The organism is Vibrio sinensis, from assembly GCF_003605645.1.
Lineage (GTDB): Bacteria > Pseudomonadota > Gammaproteobacteria > Enterobacterales > Vibrionaceae > Vibrio > Vibrio sinensis.
On sequence record NZ_QVMU01000019.1, the window covers coordinates 1 to 15,001 of the forward strand.

Annotated in this window: 18 protein-coding genes; 15 read left to right on the plus strand and 3 right to left on the minus strand. The window is 42.0% G+C overall.

Translation table 11 applies throughout. The annotated features are described in order from the left end of the window. From DZ860_RS16595 to DZ860_RS16610, 4 genes are all read left to right on the plus strand, one after another. Positions 1–596, plus strand: a 596-nt coding sequence (locus tag DZ860_RS16595; protein ID WP_120033554.1) for a DUF4123 domain-containing protein, incomplete at its 5' end; no start/stop codon positions are given. Between the two features lie 17 nt (positions 597–613). Then, positions 614–2,554: a lipase family protein gene (locus DZ860_RS16600; protein ID WP_120033740.1), complete on the plus strand. Its 1,941-nt coding sequence runs from the start codon at positions 614–616 to the stop codon at positions 2,552–2,554. After that, positions 2,551–3,249, plus strand: a complete 699-nt coding sequence (locus DZ860_RS16605; RefSeq protein ID WP_120033556.1) for a hypothetical protein — start codon at positions 2,551–2,553, stop codon at positions 3,247–3,249. Before DZ860_RS16600 ends, DZ860_RS16605 begins: the two co-directional genes overlap by 4 nt. Before the next feature lie 2 nt (positions 3,250–3,251). Beyond that, complete coding sequence (locus DZ860_RS16610) at positions 3,252–3,536, plus strand: type VI secretion system PAAR protein (protein WP_120033558.1); 285 nt, start codon at positions 3,252–3,254, stop codon at positions 3,534–3,536. A 32-nt stretch (positions 3,537–3,568) separates the two neighbouring features. Here the strand turns inward: DZ860_RS16610 and DZ860_RS16615 are convergent, their stop codons facing one another. Then, complete coding sequence (locus tag DZ860_RS16615; protein WP_120033560.1) at positions 3,569–4,144, minus strand: recombinase family protein; 576 nt, start codon at positions 4,142–4,144, stop codon at positions 3,569–3,571. A 277-nt stretch (positions 4,145–4,421) separates the two neighbouring features. Here DZ860_RS16615 and DZ860_RS16620 point away from each other — a divergent pair, with 277 nt between their 5' ends. The 5 genes from DZ860_RS16620 to DZ860_RS16640 all read left to right on the plus strand — a co-directional run bounded on the left by DZ860_RS16620 (position 4,422) and on the right by DZ860_RS16640 (position 8,441). Next, a complete protein-coding gene (locus tag DZ860_RS16620) occupies positions 4,422–4,673 on the plus strand; it encodes an AbrB/MazE/SpoVT family DNA-binding domain-containing protein (RefSeq protein ID WP_120033562.1) in 252 nt (83 codons plus the stop codon). Between the two features lie 4 nt (positions 4,674–4,677). Continuing rightward, a complete protein-coding gene (locus DZ860_RS16625; protein ID WP_120033564.1) occupies positions 4,678–5,007 on the plus strand; it encodes a type II toxin-antitoxin system PemK/MazF family toxin in 330 nt (109 codons plus the stop codon). A gap of 13 nt (positions 5,008–5,020) precedes the next feature. Then, positions 5,021–6,355 carry a replicative DNA helicase gene (gene dnaB / locus DZ860_RS16630; protein ID WP_120033566.1) on the plus strand — a complete coding sequence of 445 codons (1,335 nt, stop codon included), beginning with the start codon at positions 5,021–5,023 and terminating at the stop codon, positions 6,353–6,355. 703 nt (positions 6,356–7,058) lie between these two features. Then, positions 7,059–7,997 carry a DNA-binding protein gene (locus DZ860_RS16635; protein WP_120033742.1) on the plus strand — a complete coding sequence of 313 codons (939 nt, stop codon included), beginning with the start codon at positions 7,059–7,061 and terminating at the stop codon, positions 7,995–7,997. Between the two features lie 285 nt (positions 7,998–8,282). Next, positions 8,283–8,441 (plus strand): Hok/Gef family protein, encoded by a 159-nt coding sequence (locus tag DZ860_RS16640; RefSeq protein WP_083163853.1) that lies wholly within the window; start codon positions 8,283–8,285, stop codon positions 8,439–8,441. Between the two features lie 263 nt (positions 8,442–8,704). Here DZ860_RS16640 and DZ860_RS16645 read toward each other — a convergent pair whose 3' ends face one another. Together DZ860_RS16645 and DZ860_RS24440 are read right to left on the minus strand one after the other, a co-directional pair. After that, positions 8,705–9,622, minus strand: a complete 918-nt coding sequence (locus tag DZ860_RS16645) for a site-specific integrase (RefSeq protein ID WP_120033568.1) — start codon at positions 9,620–9,622, stop codon at positions 8,705–8,707. Next, the gene (locus DZ860_RS24440) at positions 9,585–9,872 is read right to left on the minus strand and encodes a hypothetical protein (RefSeq protein ID WP_120033570.1); all 288 of its coding nucleotides are present in this window, start codon (positions 9,870–9,872) and stop codon (positions 9,585–9,587) included. Before DZ860_RS24440 ends, DZ860_RS16645 begins: the two co-directional genes overlap by 38 nt. Positions 9,873–10,717: 845 nt before the next feature. Between DZ860_RS24440 and DZ860_RS16660 the strand changes: the two genes are divergently transcribed. From DZ860_RS16660 to DZ860_RS16680, 6 genes are all read left to right on the plus strand, one after another. Beyond that, on the plus strand, positions 10,718–11,149 hold the full coding sequence (locus DZ860_RS16660) for a single-stranded DNA-binding protein (RefSeq protein WP_120033573.1): 432 nt from the start codon (positions 10,718–10,720) through the stop codon (positions 11,147–11,149). Between the two features lie 15 nt (positions 11,150–11,164). Then, entirely contained in the window at positions 11,165–11,398 is a 234-nt protein-coding gene (locus DZ860_RS16665) for a hypothetical protein (RefSeq protein WP_120033575.1), read from the plus strand. After that, positions 11,395–11,790: a hypothetical protein gene (locus DZ860_RS16670; RefSeq protein WP_120033577.1), complete on the plus strand. Its 396-nt coding sequence runs from the start codon at positions 11,395–11,397 to the stop codon at positions 11,788–11,790. The genes DZ860_RS16665 and DZ860_RS16670 overlap by 4 nt, the downstream gene beginning before the upstream one ends. Then, positions 11,790–13,937 carry a DNA topoisomerase III gene (locus DZ860_RS16675; RefSeq protein WP_120033579.1) on the plus strand — a complete coding sequence of 716 codons (2,148 nt, stop codon included), beginning with the start codon at positions 11,790–11,792 and terminating at the stop codon, positions 13,935–13,937. Before DZ860_RS16670 ends, DZ860_RS16675 begins: the two co-directional genes overlap by 1 nt. Positions 13,938–14,010: 73 nt before the next feature. Further along, the gene (locus DZ860_RS24445) at positions 14,011–14,172 is read left to right on the plus strand and encodes a hypothetical protein (protein WP_165862921.1); all 162 of its coding nucleotides are present in this window, start codon (positions 14,011–14,013) and stop codon (positions 14,170–14,172) included. 29 nt (positions 14,173–14,201) lie between these two features. Beyond that, positions 14,202–14,999, plus strand: a complete 798-nt coding sequence (locus DZ860_RS16680; RefSeq protein WP_120033581.1) for a GNAT family N-acetyltransferase — start codon at positions 14,202–14,204, stop codon at positions 14,997–14,999. The last annotated feature ends 2 nt before the right edge of the window (positions 15,000–15,001 follow it).

Consider the following 15,001-nt stretch of genomic DNA (forward strand, 5'->3'; position numbering starts at 1 on the left):
AGCATGCTCAAAGTGGTATAGTGATTGCCACTCAAACTCCGGATAAAATGAGGGAACATTTTGCCAGTCTGTTTCAGGCCATATTACTTGGCGAGTCCGTGTTTTTCCCATTCTATCGCCCGGATTATTTAGGACCTATGTTGCCTAGATTGAATTCTGAAGAGCTTAATCTCATGCTGGCGGGGGGCTCGTTGTTATTAAGAGGCGTCGATGGATGGAAAAACTATCATTCTAAAGATGTGAACGTTAGACCATTAAAGTCTAGTCCTTGGTGGGTGATTAAAGAGCACCATATCAGTGATGTTCCCAATATTGCATTACTTACCAGTAATGTCGAAAGTTGGTTATGGCAACATCAACCAGCGTTGATGCTGACAAAAATCGAGAACAATCACCCTCATTTTCAGACTGAATTTCAGCGTCTATTTTTAGATTTGGATGATGCGCAACCATTAATTATGCGAGTGGTCATGGCGGCTATTATCTTTGTGTATGGAGAGGAGCCGCTTAACCATTCAGATATTCAAGAAGCTCTCGATAAAACCCAGAATGATGAATTACTTTTTGCCTTACGCTACACGTTCACTCAATTGTAAGGACTGACATTATGACCATTGAGATGTATAACTATTGTCTATTGTGTAACCCTGAAGTGAATTGGCTACAGGTGGAATTTCGCAGTGAGCGAAACGAGTCTATTCATGGGCTTAAGGTTACTATCACGAATCCCTCTACGGAGCAAAAGCACCACACCACCGCATCACAAGGTCGCGCTGTGTTTGAGAATATTGCGGCAGGCGAATGGGTGGTTAGCGTTGAAACTGATACTCTTTTATCCACGGTGGAGCAATACGCAAGCCGTAAGGATGGGGAAGATTCTCTGGTTAAAGAATGGGCAAGTGAAACGTTAGACCGAGATCAAGGCTCTAAAGCATACTATGCCATTTCTGTGGGGGATTTATGGGATACGCCGCCGGACGATGAGTTTTTAATGGATAAGCATGGGCCTTTAAGAGCTAACTATCGTGAAGATGCGAAAGGGTTGAGGACTTGCCATAATCGTGCATGTGTGTTGGAAATCAAGGCATTGCGTAGTTATCTCCCGATGATAGTGGATACAGATGAGTTTAATTTGGTTAATAGCTATACCTTTGCCTTGCTGTCGCAGTTAGCTTATGCCACTGATGACTTTAGTTTTGATGACGGTAAGTCAACCGATGAAAAAGGTTCTTTGAGTACGGTTACTCGTCAATTGAAAAGTAAAAAAATCCCTGAGTATTCGAGTAGTTTAGGGGTTCAATGGATTGTGCAAGAAGTGCCTTACAGTAAGTCGTTAAGCTGTAACTACTACGCTGACGCAAAGGTTGGTGCGGAAGGATACATTTTGTCAAATGACGATATAGCGATTATTGGGGTTCGGGGGAGTGAGCCTTATTTCGGTAATAGGAACAAAACAGAAGACGTCAGACTTTGGGAAATAGTAAAAACGTCTTCAGGGATGCAAGCTGTGGTGACGACAGTATTGGCTGATAAGTTTGGCGATATTGCTTATTCGCCAGCAGTGCAAGATTTTGCAGGAACGAACTTTGATGCCGCACAAATAGCACCTCCGGAATTTGGAGGCGCTTATGTTCATCGAGGATTTTATCAATACGCAATGGCGTTTCGTAGTGCTATTGGTGATAAATTGGAACAAAATAAAAACAAAAAAATATATATATGTGGACACAGTTTGGGTGGCGCTGGAGCATTATTGCTTAGTGCGCTTATTCAAGATATGTATACACCAGTTACACTATGTTTGTATACCTATGGTATGCCGCGAACAGGTACACGAAGTTTTGTGGAGCGTTACCAAAACATATTGCATTATCGCCATGTTAATAATCACGACTTAGTTCCTCAAGTTCCTATGAGTTGGGTTAATACTGATTTAAGTGAAGGTGTTACGATTACTGACTTTTTTGGTAGTCGTGTCGCTCTCGCAAGAAAGATGTTAAGCGACAATGATAATGACAATTATCTACATCACGGACGCCTTTCGCAACTTATTACTTATGCTCCGTCCAAACAGGTATTGCTTACTCCACGACAGACTCAAATAACGATGCTTGATATAGCTAAAATGGCAAATGATGACTCTGTTGCATTGGTTGATGGGTTATGGGATGCGTCGATAGAAGATCATTCTATGGGACAGTATATACCCGGTTTATTGGATCAATTACAGAGCTTAAGTCAAGAAAGCTTGTATGAAAATTATCAGGGTTCGATAGATTTTATTAACGATGAAATTAAAAATCTTAAACAGCGATACCACATCGTTAAAAAAGCGGATGTCGAGACATTAGGTGAGGTATATTCACCAGTTTTAGGGGCAAAAAGAGCGTTAATACAGAAAGAACTCTCGATTGTAAAAAATCAGCTTGAAAATCAGCATCAGGTGGTTAGTGAATTAACCCAAATAATGAATAATCCTGAGCGTTTACCGCTAAGTTTACTTTTGGCTGCTAGCCAATCCTTACCTGAAGAGATAAGGGAACAGTTGCAATGATTTGGTTTGGTATAAAAAGAATTGGAGTGATATTTACTGGGCTTATTATTTTTATCGTTGCTGTTTTTTTTGGAGCGGGTATTGGTAATGATCTACACTCCCAACCGTTTATCCGTATATCAGGTGCTAAGCCCGATGATGCGACAGTAAAGGCTTGGGCAAATTATGGGGTCAAAGGGGATGAGTGTGAGTCGTACTCATATGATTTGTTTGGTCGCAAGGCATTTAGAGGTGGGAAAAGTACGGTGTTTTTTCCGAAAAATCATGCTGATGACGTTAATCAATTTGAAATAAGAATACCTTATAAAACTTATACGAACAGTGATAATTGTATCGTAGAGCTGCGAGATGTCACTGTTGAAGCTTATAATTTATTCGATACTGTTGGCTTTGCACAGTTACGTATTGCCAAAGCAGATAATACTTATAGGAAAGGAACTATTGAATTAAAAGAACAAATCACAGCAAAAAACTGTAATGGTAAGTTATACCAATGGTCAAAAAATATTTGGAAAGGAATTATTGGTTGCCAATATTTTGTTAGTGAAAAACAAATCTCAAAAAAATCTGAAACTAATGCTAAAAGTGTCTATTTTGATTTCTCTCAGTTCAATGATGAAACCATTATCAATTATGATATTTTGGCGGGAGAAAACTATCGCAGCACACCTCTCGACCCGCAGACAGGAGAGTAACTATGGCAAAAGGCGCATTAGTTGGTGATGTGGGCTCTGAACATGATGGTTATCCACCAACCCCTATCATATCGGGCTCACCAACGGTTAAAATTGATGGAAAAGCAGTTGCTAGATTAGGTGATCCATTAGAAGCACACGATAAATCAAAACACCCTAAACATTCGAGAGCGATAAGTGCGGGCTCAAAGACGGTTATGATTGATGGAAAATCTGCTGCTCGGGTCGGTGATGCCATTTCGTGTGGTGGAGTGATCATTGGTGGTTCATCCGTCAATATTGGTTAAATTAACCAGCCTCTTAATCGTTTTCTTAACGACTAAGAGGTTTCGTTAAGCAAATTGTTTCGTTTAGCTTTCGCCCTCTGAACCGTTGATAGTCCACAGCTAAGCTCTTTGGCCACAGCTCTTAGTGATAAGCCTGTGGCTAACAATTCGTTGATCTTGTCATAACGATCTAGGTCTGCTTTCCTTCCAAACTGCACACCTTTATCTCTTGCCTTAGCAATACCCTCTAATCGACGTTCGTTGATGATGGCTCGCTCGAACTCTGCAACAGCGCCTAACATGTTCAACATCAGATCTTGAAAAGGGCTTGCCTCACCACTGAATGTTAAATTTTCTTTATGAAATTGAATGGTGCAGCCTTTTTTATTGATTTCATCAATAAGCTGTCTTAGGTCTTTTAAGTTTCTTGCAAGTCTATCAATGGAATGAACATTTATATGGTCACCTGAATCCGCAAAACTCAACATTGCTTCTAAAGCTGGGCGCTCTCTACTTTTACCGGATGCCTTATCTATAAATTGCCTGTCGCAGGGAACGTTAACAAGTTGACGTTCGGTATTTTGAATTTTTGTTGACACGCGAAGATAATTGAAGGTTAGTTTTCTCATTTTGTGCTCATTACTTTAAATATGATGCGAGTATAGTAGCGAAAAGAAAATAGAACACAACTATTGAATACGCGAATTTATTGACTTGAGCGCTTTTTCAAAAAATGGAGGTAAAGTGCTCGTATATAACTATATGAGAGTACGGGGTGGGTGATAGGCTCCTTGGCGTCATATCAATATGTTTTTTTGATAATGGGATGTGGATGTTTTACTTGTGTAAAATATGGGATTTGTTATGCTTGGGTATAATATTAATTGAAAGCTAATGAGTGGATATATGAGTACTGTGATTGTACGCCAATCTGGTGGTGCAAATATTGTGAGTATCCCAAAAGCCATCGTGCAAACACTTAACTTGCAAGTAGGTTCAAAACTGGAACTGTCAATTATTGATAATAAGATTGTGTTGACCCCCGTTGATGAAAATTTATCGTTGGAAGTTCTATTGGCCGACAGTCCAAAAGAGAGTTTTATCATGACAGAAGATGATAAAGAATGGATGGATGCTAACGCATTGGTAAGGAGATAATGTGATGTATGTACCCGATAAAGGAGACATTGTTTCACTTGACTTTAATGTGAACGTAGAAAAAGAAAGAAGAAAGTCGCGTTGTGTATTGGTCGTTTCTCGCAAAAGGTTCAATGAGCATACAGGGCTCGTCATCGTTGTTCCGATAACTCACGTTACGAGAGGAATCAAACTCGAAGTGGTTTTACCTAAAGCGTTATCAACACAAGGCTCTATCCTTGTTCATCAGGTTAAATCAATCGATTTATCCAACCGCCAGGTTAACTTCATTGAGAAAGCCCCTCAATCAATCACTGATAAAGTGACTGAATTGACTAAAATCATTATCTCGTAATAGTTGTTGTTCTATGTATAAAAAATTTGATGATATTAAAATCCCACCTCGTTCTATCGAGGCTGAGCAATCCGTAATTGGTGGCATACTTTTAGATAACGAGCGATGGTGCTCTGTTAGTGAGTGTCTATCGAAAGCGGATTTCTACACTCTTCCACACCGCCTTATTTATGATGCTATCAGTACCTTATTTGATAATAGAATTCCGGTTGATCTTATTACGTTATCTGAATGTTTGGAGCAAAGAGGACAATTAGATGACGTCGGGGGATTTGCTTACCTAGCCGATCTTGCCAAGAACACACCAAGTGCGGCTAACATTATGGCTTATGCTGAGATTGTGGCAGAGCGCTCGATGCTGCGTCATATGATATTAGCCGCCAATGAAATTGCGGATTCGGCATATAATACACAAGGTCGACAGTTAGAAGAGCTATTGGATCTGGCAGAGAATAAGGTTCTTTCAATATCAGAGTCTCGCATTAAGCGTGATAATCTTTTTGATGGAAAAAGCCTAATTACAGAAACAATAGAGCGATTTAAATCCAGTAGTCGCAACACCATTACAGGCATGAGAACCGGCTTTGATGAGATCGATGCAATGACGTTAGGATTGCAGCCCTCTGATTTTGTGGTTATCGCTGCTAGACCATCACATGGTAAAACAACAATGGCACTTAATATTTGTGAAAGCGCCATTATGGAAGAAGATAAACCGGTTTTGCTTTTTTCTCTTGAAATGCCAAAGTATCAAATCATGGATAAATTAGTTTCTTCGCTTTCACGAGTCAGTTTAACCAAGATAAAAACAGGACAATTGGATAATGATCAAGAAGCTCAACTAAACTCGGCGTTAGGGCTTTTGGAATGGAAACCGAATTTCTATATTGATGATAGTGCTGGTTTAACTCCGGCAGAGATGAGAGCAAAAACGCGACGGATTGCTCGCGAGCATGGTGGGTTATCGATGATAGTGGTGGACTACTTACAGTTGATGCGAGTCCCCGCATTAGCCGATAACCGAACATTAGAAATCTCAGAAATTTCGCGCTCGTTAAAGGCCTTGGCCAAAGAGTTTAATGTACCGGTTGTCGCTCTGTCGCAGTTAAACCGATCTCTAGAGCAACGCCCTGATAAGCGTCCTATTAACTCGGATTTACGTGATTCAGGCGCAATAGAACAAGATGCTGATCTTATCATGTTTATTTACCGAGATGAGCTGTATAACGAAAGAAGCAAGTACAAAGGAATGGCTGAAATCATTGTAGGTAAACAGCGTAATGGGCCTGTTGGTAACGTTAGACTTCGATTTAATGGTGATATATCTCGATTCGATAATCTACAATAAACCTACAGTTTAGTCGTTACTTCCTTTGCTAAGGACTGAATATAAAGGTATAGGGGACTAGACTTTTTTGAACCCAAGCAATAATGAATTTATTTGGGTTCAATTTAGTTATATATGAATAATAGTCACTTAAATCGAATTTCATTGGCTAAATATTTTCTGCTACAATACCCGTGAAAGAGCCCAGTGTTGGCTCTCAACACTAAGCACACGGGAACTACACAGCCCTTAAATCGCTTTCTGAAACGTGTCGCGGCCTTCTGGCTGGAAAGCTTCTTCAACTTTGTTCCTCAATAGAGGGATATAACTGACTGTTGGCCACTGTGCCAAATCAACTATCTCGATGCTACTCGATCGAACCTCAACTACTGGTCTATGTGATCGGTAACTCACTATCTGATGCAATGGTTCTGAGGGGGACTACTGTGTCAATTTCTACTTTTAGGAGAGATTCTTAAATTTGTTACTGTCGTCAGCTCAATGCTGACAAGCTTAAATCATGCTTGAATGATTAATTCGTGGGTCGGCCACGTCACCGTGAGGTGTAACTTAAGACTGTTTAGTAAAAGGCCTGCATTTGATGCGGGCCTTTTGCGTTTTAGGGGATTAGTAATAAAGCAAACGAACGGTGTTCGTTCGTATTGTGCGTTCGTTCTTTTTGCGTTATTATGTCGATATTATGAGCAATTTGAGAGCCGTTGATATGAGTACCGATAACACACAAGAGCGAATTAATGAGATTTGTAATGAGCTTTACAGTAAAGGCGAGAAGGTCAGTGTTCGAGTTATTCTAACTTTTTTGCCCGATATATCGAGTACGTCTACGGTTCATAAGTATTACGCTAACTGGCGTAAAGAGCTTGAGGCTAATGAGAAATCTCTTTATGACAAGTTGGGTTTTAGCTCAGAATTTACACAAATGTTCATGAATGAGATCTCGCGTTTTAGCGTTGAAGCAGAACAGCGCTATAAAGGCATGGCTGACGAAGCGAACGAGCAGCGTGATATGGCCATCGACGAGTTATCAAAAGCCGAAGAGCGATTGTATAAACAAAATGCTGTCGTTGAGCAGCAAGACAAAGATATTGTTCGACTAAAATCCGAAAGTAGTCAGCAGCTTAATCATTATGAAGCTGAAATGAGCAAGATCGAACAATCCCATGAAGTTCTGACGCTAGAATTGCGCCAACGAATTGCGCAATTGGAAAAAGATCTGGTTGATTCGACCAAGGCTAATGAGTCATTGCGTACTGAGTTAGCTAAATCGGAGCTTAAATTAGAAAGCAACCAGGACTATGTCGATGAAGTCAAAGCAAAGCAGGGGCAGATCGAAGAGCGCAATGTTTCATTGCAAACTGAAAATCATGATCTGGCACAGCAAGTCACTAAGTTATCCACACAATTAGAAGGTTCAGCTTCTATCGCTAGTACAATGGAAAAACGGATTGTGGACTTTGAAACACAACATAGTTCGTTAGTCTCAAAAGCAACGACGATGGAAGCAAACTACCAATCCGCCTTGAATGAATTGCGTGAGGTTAAGGCACAAGCACAGTCGCAAAGTCAGAAGATTGGGTCGCTAGAAGAGATTAATCTGCAGCAGAAACGCTATATTGATAAGTTTGAATCACAGGTTGACTAATTATTAACCATCCCCAGCTTATGCACTTTTTTTGTGAGTAAGTGAGGAAATTAGTGTCAATTCAATGTGATGGAGTTAGGCGTATAAAGATAGATTTAGCGGTGATAATTCTGATAGAATCACATTGGGCGCTCTTGGCTTATCAGTCATGAGCGTTTTGTAAATGACTGATAAACAAAAGCCCCGTTATCCGGTTACTGTTGAAGCAGTAACTTTCATTTAACGAGGCCCTAGTTATGTTTGACAGCTTAATTATACAGCCTCTTTTCTATCGGAGGCAACACTATGCCTAAAAATAATACCGCATTAGCGGGGTTGATTGTACTTTGTGTCACAATCTTGTGTGGTCTGTGGATCGTACGGGACTCACTTTGTGAGGTTCGTTACCAAAACGGTAGCACAAGTTTTCTAGCCCATTTTGTTGTCTACGAAGCAGTGAAGTAGTGCTGGACTGGAGGGGGAAACCCCTCCAGATTCAGTTTGTAGAGCAGAGCTTAAGAGCGCCCATGTTTTTACTTAAAAGCAGTTGTAGTAAATGATTTTTGTAGATGATATAAACAAATCAGCACCGAACTGATAAGCCTAAATCATGCTTTGAATGATTAATTCGTGGTTCGATCTACGTCACTTTCGGGTGCATACTTAAGGTTTATAAAAAAGGCTTTCAACTCAGTTGAAGGCCTTTTTTATTGCTCTCATCATTTTGATCATGAACAAGTCCCCCTGGTGAGGTAGTGTGGCGTAATTTCTTTTCTGAAATGACCAAGCTCTTGGCTGACAATTTGTAATGATTGAACGAAAGTTTTAGGAATTGAAAAATTGATACGTTCCTGTGCGTAGCAATAACGCAAGCCATGGGCGCCATGTGACCACCCTAGTACTCGTTTTGATAATTGGCTGAATGCAGAACTGAATCGTTTTCCGCCGGTTATATCGTAACGATTCGTTATCGTGCATTTTCGATCCTTGATTTGCCTCGGTGAGTCCAGCCTATGTTGCTCAAGTTTTTCAGCTAAAAATGTTGGTAGCATAACAGCACGATACAGACCGCCTTTTCCTTTCACTATGTACTTTTCTCCTTCAAGTCCGACAAACAGATCGCTTCGCCAGTTTAGCTTGTCTGACACTGACGCCTCATCAAAACGTTGGATAGTAAGTAATTCTTGCGCCCTCAATCCGGCTGTGAAACACAAAGCAGTTGCTAATTGGTTTTTAGGGCTTTGACGTGACATTATTTGATATATTTGTTCGTGTGTGTAGGCTCTATTTTCCCACTCTCTTGGTATTAGGTTGTCACCTAAATTCAACCGACGTTCTGGCTCTCCTAGAAATACAATGCGCTCTAATACTCTACGCTCATTTTGGAGTGTTTTTTTGCAGACTTCATTTTGCCTTATTAATAAATATTCCTGAGCCATCTCTGGTGTAATATCCCTCAGTTTTTTTGCGCCAATACGTTCTTGTGCAAAAGCGGCGGTTTCAACATGACGAAAGAAAGTTGCTTGACTTCTCAACTTATCAGTTGCGTCTTTTTTATTCTGACCAAACCCAGAATAATGAAATCGAAAAAAGTTAGTGGCTTTATCTTCAAGTTTCTTTCGGTGACGACTTTTTCTTGGAGGCATTCTCTTTTTCCCATTCTTTGATTTTTTTGAAAATTCTAACTTTGGATCGTTTAACTCCTTTGTAAGCTAATAACCATTTTTCAATATCTTGATAAGAGCATTTCATTTCATGTCTAAAGAAAAGGATCTCATTACGATATCGATCTAATGGCGATCCATTGCGTTGAGTTTTTTTTGTGAACGCTACATTATCTAGCTTAAGTTTCAAGTAATTACGGTTTGCCAATTCTTGATAAAGATCCTTTTCCATTTGCATACTCTTTTCTAATTATTTCAAGTAATGGATCGTTCTTCCATATCGTGCAGTAAGTTCTACTTATTTGGCTCGCGGAAATGGATATGCCATGCTTTGAATAAAGCCAGTTTGATATTTTGATATAACTCAAACTGAATTGCCTCAATATCATGATCTCTTTTTTGAACGCATCAAGCTTGGAGAACTTCTTTTTTCGTGATGATTGGATTTGCCTCATTTCATTGATGAGTCTTTCTCGATAGTAAGGCGTCATAATAAATTTCAATTTATATAAATGTTGCAAATAACTGTAAAGCAAGAATTTGCCTCAGTAAAGACAATAATTAGCTCACAACTGGCGCAAACAAAGCCCCTCAACGTTGAGCGAAGCGATCAGCGTTGAGGGGCTGGGAGGGGAGAACGACGGGTTCTTTCTGAGTAGGTTGTTTGTATTAGTCTAGAAGTAGTTGAGGCAATGAAGAAATAACCCATAGGGCGATGAGGCAGCTAATTGAGGCAGGTAGGTGGGTATTGTTGAGTGAGGCAGAAATAAGAAGCTTGTCCAAAGGTGGAATAGGATTAGCTGAGGCAGTGTGATTGTGAGAGCGTGATGGATATGGCGCAGAGGTTTATTTTTTTGATGTAAATCAAAAAATAAATGAGGGGGAAAGGGAAAAGGGTTTTTGCTCGTGGTGTTTGATATTTAGGAATAGGCTAGTGAAGTATAACAGAATTAATAAAAAAAATACTGATTAGAAATATTTTATTTTTCCTATTTCTAATTGAGACTTTTGTATTGATTTGTTGTTAGCATTTTGCCTGACATTAATATCAATCACATTGATTCGGAGAAATATACCATGGCAAAGAGCTTATTTATTTTTGACGGTAACATTGGTGGTGCGCCAGAACTTCGCTGGCAGCCGGGTAATGAAAAATCGGGCGGTGAAGCACGACCGTTATTGAAATTTAATGTGAAATACGATCGCTTAATCAAAACGCAAAGACCAGAGCAGCCTTATGAGGATAAAGGTGGGTTTTGGGTCGGTATTGATTATTGGGGCAAAGATGCTGAGTCGCTCAGTAAATTATTACAAAAAGGGATGCGTGTTCGTATTGAGGGCGAACTTCGTATGGATTCTTGGCCTGACAAAGAAAATCCATCAATTATGATAACGGGTATGGCATTAACCGCATCATTAATAACCATCATGCCACAACGGATCCAATCAGTAATATTGAAAGAGCGTTCACAACAATATCACCCATCTCAATCTGAGCCAGAGATTTAAAATAAGGAGCGAGGTATGAAAGGAGTAAATTTAACCAATGCTATTGCGGCTTTACGTGCCCGAGTTCGGGCGCGTCGAAGTGGTGATGCACAACTCTTGGCTCAAGCTGACTTAGAGGTCAAAACACAAGAGCCTTATTGTGCACAAGTACAGCAAGCGCTTATCCAAAACCGTGACAATATGACGTTAAGTAATGTTACTGCTGGTTGGGTTAAGTCACGCTTACGTGAGAAAGGGGCTCAATCATGACGTTATCTTCTACTATGGCTTATCAACTGCACAACCCGGTTGAGCCGTTAACGGCTGAAAAAGCGGTGTTTAATTTTACTCACGAAACCTCGCATCCAGTTGAGCCTGCCGTGTATGTCCAGCTTCAAGCCGAAGCTTTGTATGGTGTGCGCCTTGGGGCGCGTCGGTTAAGTGAAATTTTGGTGCAGTTCTACGGTTATCGTTGGATAAAAGGTGCATTGCCCGTTTTATTGGAAAAGGTGGACATGAGGCAGGCAAGAGAAGACGCCGATACCGACGATTTGTTTCACAACGAAAGCTTAGTTCGCGATGGGTTGATACGCGCTATTCGTCAATCTATACCCTGTGACGTTGTCACTCTGTCTGAGCGTCTTGATGAGGAAGCAGCATAATGCGTGTGTTTTTATGTGAAAAGCCGTCTCAAGGCCGTGATGTTGCGGCGGTACTTGGCTGCAACCAAAAGATTGATGGGGCTTTGCTGGCCGCGAGTGACGCTGTGACTTGGGGGATTGGGCATATTCTGTCACAAGCGAACCCAGAAGATTATGACCCAGCATTAAAAGCATGGGCGTATGACACATTACCGATCGTGCCATCTAATTGGCAAATGATGGTACCGACCGATAAGAAAAAGCAGTTTAAGGTGATCAAAGAGTTATTACTTAAGGCCAGTGAAGTGGTGATTGCCACGGATGCAGACCGTGAGGGGGAAGTGATAGGTCGTGAGTTACTAGATTTTGTTGGTTATCGTGGGCCAGTGCAACGACTTTGGCTCAGTGCTTTGGATGAAGCGAGTGTGCGCAAGGCGCTGTCGAGCTTAAAGCCGGGACATGAAACCGAACCTCTTTATTGGGCTGGGATGGCTCGAAGCCGCGCAGATTGGTTGCTTGGGATGAATCTAACGCGCCTCTGCTCTTTGCTCGCACGTGATGCCGGTTACAGCACGGTTTTTTCTATTGGTCGTGTTCAAACGCCTACTCTTCGTCTTGTCGTTGAGCGTGATTGGGCGATTGCTCGTTTTGTCTCGAAACCGTTCTTTGATGTGGTGGCTGGGTTTAATGGTTTGTTTGATGCGAAATGGCAAGTGCCGGAAACATTGGGTGATGAGGCAGGGCGCTGTTTAGCTCGTGCTTCTGCAGAGAGAGTGGTGAGCCAGTGCCAGGGACAACACGCTGTTGTTTCTGTTTTTGAAACTAAACGTCAAAAAGCGAAGCATCCCGCGTTGTTCTTCTTGAGCGCGCTACAAAAAGCGATGTCTTCACGATATGGCTACAGCGCCCAGCAAGTACTCGATACGGCGCAAGCCTTGTATGAAAAGCATAAGTTAACGACGTACCCACGAAGTGATTGTGCGTTTTTGCCGCTGAGTCAGTTTGATGAAGTAAACGATATTGTTCGTGGTTTGGCGCAGGTCGGTGAATTTAGTGGGTGGTGTCAAGGTGTTGATACCTCGCTAAAGAGTGCGTGCTGGAACGATAAGAAAGTGGCGCAAAGCTCTCACCACGCCATCATCCCAACAGGGAAGCAGCCTGATTTGGCGGTATTAAGTGAACAAGAGCGAAATGTTTACATTGCGATTGTTCAGCGTTATCTCGCTCAGTTTTACCCTCATGCCGAAGACGATGCGACGACAGTTGAGCTGACGTGTGGCGCTCATCGTTTTAAAACGCGAGGGGTGGTAGAGCGCGTTAAAGGTTGGCGGATCATCTTGGCATCGGAGGGTGACGCCGATGAATCGCAGGAGGGGAAAGGGGAAGAGCAAAAGCAATCTCTGCCCGTTTTAACGGTTGGTCAATCGGTTTCCGTTTCAAGCGCTCGTGTTGTGGAAAAGAAAACCACGCCACCGGCGCATTTTACCGAAGGCTCGCTCCTCGATGCAATGGCCAACATTGCGCGTAGCGAGAATATCCCGGCTCAGTTTAAAGCGATTTTGAAAGAGACAGCCGGGCTTGGAACAGAAGCGACCCGTGCAGCCATCATCGAGACACTAAAAAAACGTGGCTTTATCGATGCCAAAGGCAGCGGTAAAAGCAAAAAGTTGATCAGCAGTGATTCTGGTCGAGCGTTGATTGGGGCGTTGCCGGATGAAATCAGCAATCCCGTTATGACCGCGATTTGGGAGCAATCACTCGATGCAATTGAAAAGCGAGCCATGACGTTGGACGACTTTATGCAGCGCCAAGAAGGGTTTGTGCGTGCCATTGTCTCGAAAGTAAAAAGTGGTGAGCTCAAGTTGACGCTACCTAAGCACGTTGAAGTGACGCATCCGTGTCCACTTTGTGGCCAGCCGATGCACTCACGCAAAGGAAAAACAATGTTCTGGGCCTGCGCCAACAAAGAGGCGTGCGGACTGATTTTGGATAACGCCAGAGGTAAGCCTGCTGCGTATCAAAAATGCAGTTGTGGTAAAGGCGTGCAAGTTCGCAAGTCTGGCAAAGAGAAAGGTAAGTTTTACTGGAGTTGCAGCGCGTGGAAGCAAGGTTGTACGAAGCGTCACTTTGATGAAAAAGGCAAGATAGGGCCTCAGATTGGGGCTTGATTAAAATAATGAGTCATCGAGATAGCTCAAAAAATACAGCTATCTCGTTCGTGACACAATTAAGGGGATGCAGATGAAATTGGTTGATTGGACACCACCGCCATGTCCAGAGTGTGGGGCTGATGCAATGTTTCATAAGTTACTCAGTCAAATTCCATCGACTAAAGCATTCAGAATGCTGAATGGCTGGTATTGCAGCGAATGCCAAGCGGGTCCTTTCCAACTGGGAAGGTAATTGATTTATTACACAATTTAGGAGGGTAAATGACGAAATCTAGGTGTCCTGATCAAGCAATGATTGAGGCAAAACATTTTAAACAAGGCGATCGTGTTCGAGTGATTGACCACGATTATCCAGGGCTGTTTAAGGTGATTAACCCGTTGAATCTACAGTTCGATGAGGCAACTCAGCAGGTGGCTCTCGTGGTTATGATTGAGCCCGTTAATGTGGATGAGTTTATAAAGCATTTCTGCCGAGAGGGATTACCGACGGATATTAAACAGTTTGAGCTTTTGATTAAGCCGGAATGTTTAGAGAGGGCTGTTGAGCCAGATATCCCAATGGCAATCGTTATCGATTCATGCCTGTTGGATTATTGGGATGAAAGTGAGTTGATTACGGCAATCACCTACGGTCGAAGCTCGATTGATGAGCGAAAGCAATGCTATGGGTTGTATCAAAGTGATGAGCAGAGGGATTTGCCGCAGATGAGTGAACGTTATTTTACTCACCCTAATCATACTTTGTTTGAGCTCTGGGATGGTCGAGAGCTGATTGGCATGTTGAACATGAATCTCTCTCGAACCTTGACGACGCTTTATCTTAGTATTAATGCCGTGATGTTGATAAACCAAGCGCAAGGTAAAGGCTTAGGCTCGCGATTAGCAATGACGGTGAGTCATTTTGTCGATCACTGGCGCCAGCAACAAGAATGGATAAATAAGCCCGAAGTTGTTATCCATGCCGAGTTACTGAGTGATCGTGGCGAGGGTTTTCTGCAGCAATTTGCGCAGCGCTTTGATAATCCATCACACCTGACATTGGTACGTGATTGGGGATAGTG

Excerpts from the sequence above, each read along its gene's own strand:
- DZ860_RS16625 (WP_120033564.1), top strand. The coding sequence starts at position 4,678 with ATGTATGTACCCGATAAAGGAGACATTGTTTCACTTGACTTTAATGTG.
- DZ860_RS16680 (WP_120033581.1), top strand. The coding sequence starts at position 14,202 with ATGACGAAATCTAGGTGTCCTGATCAAGCAATGATTGAGGCAAAACAT.
- dnaB (WP_120033566.1), top strand. The coding sequence starts at position 5,021 with ATGTATAAAAAATTTGATGATATTAAAATCCCACCTCGTTCTATCGAG.
- DZ860_RS16620 (WP_120033562.1), top strand. The coding sequence starts at position 4,422 with ATGAGTACTGTGATTGTACGCCAATCTGGTGGTGCAAATATTGTGAGT.
- DZ860_RS24445 (WP_165862921.1), top strand. The coding sequence starts at position 14,011 with ATGAAATTGGTTGATTGGACACCACCGCCATGTCCAGAGTGTGGGGCT.
- DZ860_RS16645 (WP_120033568.1), bottom strand. The coding sequence starts at position 9,622 with ATGCCTCCAAGAAAAAGTCGTCACCGAAAGAAACTTGAAGATAAAGCC.
- DZ860_RS16675 (WP_120033579.1), top strand. The coding sequence starts at position 11,790 with ATGCGTGTGTTTTTATGTGAAAAGCCGTCTCAAGGCCGTGATGTTGCG.
- DZ860_RS16605 (WP_120033556.1), top strand. The coding sequence starts at position 2,551 with ATGATTTGGTTTGGTATAAAAAGAATTGGAGTGATATTTACTGGGCTT.
- DZ860_RS16640 (WP_083163853.1), top strand. The coding sequence starts at position 8,283 with ATGCCTAAAAATAATACCGCATTAGCGGGGTTGATTGTACTTTGTGTC.
- DZ860_RS16665 (WP_120033575.1), top strand. The coding sequence starts at position 11,165 with ATGAAAGGAGTAAATTTAACCAATGCTATTGCGGCTTTACGTGCCCGA.
- DZ860_RS16610 (WP_120033558.1), top strand. The coding sequence starts at position 3,252 with ATGGCAAAAGGCGCATTAGTTGGTGATGTGGGCTCTGAACATGATGGT.
- DZ860_RS16670 (WP_120033577.1), top strand. The coding sequence starts at position 11,395 with ATGACGTTATCTTCTACTATGGCTTATCAACTGCACAACCCGGTTGAG.
- DZ860_RS16615 (WP_120033560.1), bottom strand. The coding sequence starts at position 4,144 with ATGAGAAAACTAACCTTCAATTATCTTCGCGTGTCAACAAAAATTCAA.
- DZ860_RS24440 (WP_120033570.1), bottom strand. The coding sequence starts at position 9,872 with ATGGAAAAGGATCTTTATCAAGAATTGGCAAACCGTAATTACTTGAAA.
- DZ860_RS16660 (WP_120033573.1), top strand. The coding sequence starts at position 10,718 with ATGGCAAAGAGCTTATTTATTTTTGACGGTAACATTGGTGGTGCGCCA.
- DZ860_RS16635 (WP_120033742.1), top strand. The coding sequence starts at position 7,059 with ATGAGTACCGATAACACACAAGAGCGAATTAATGAGATTTGTAATGAG.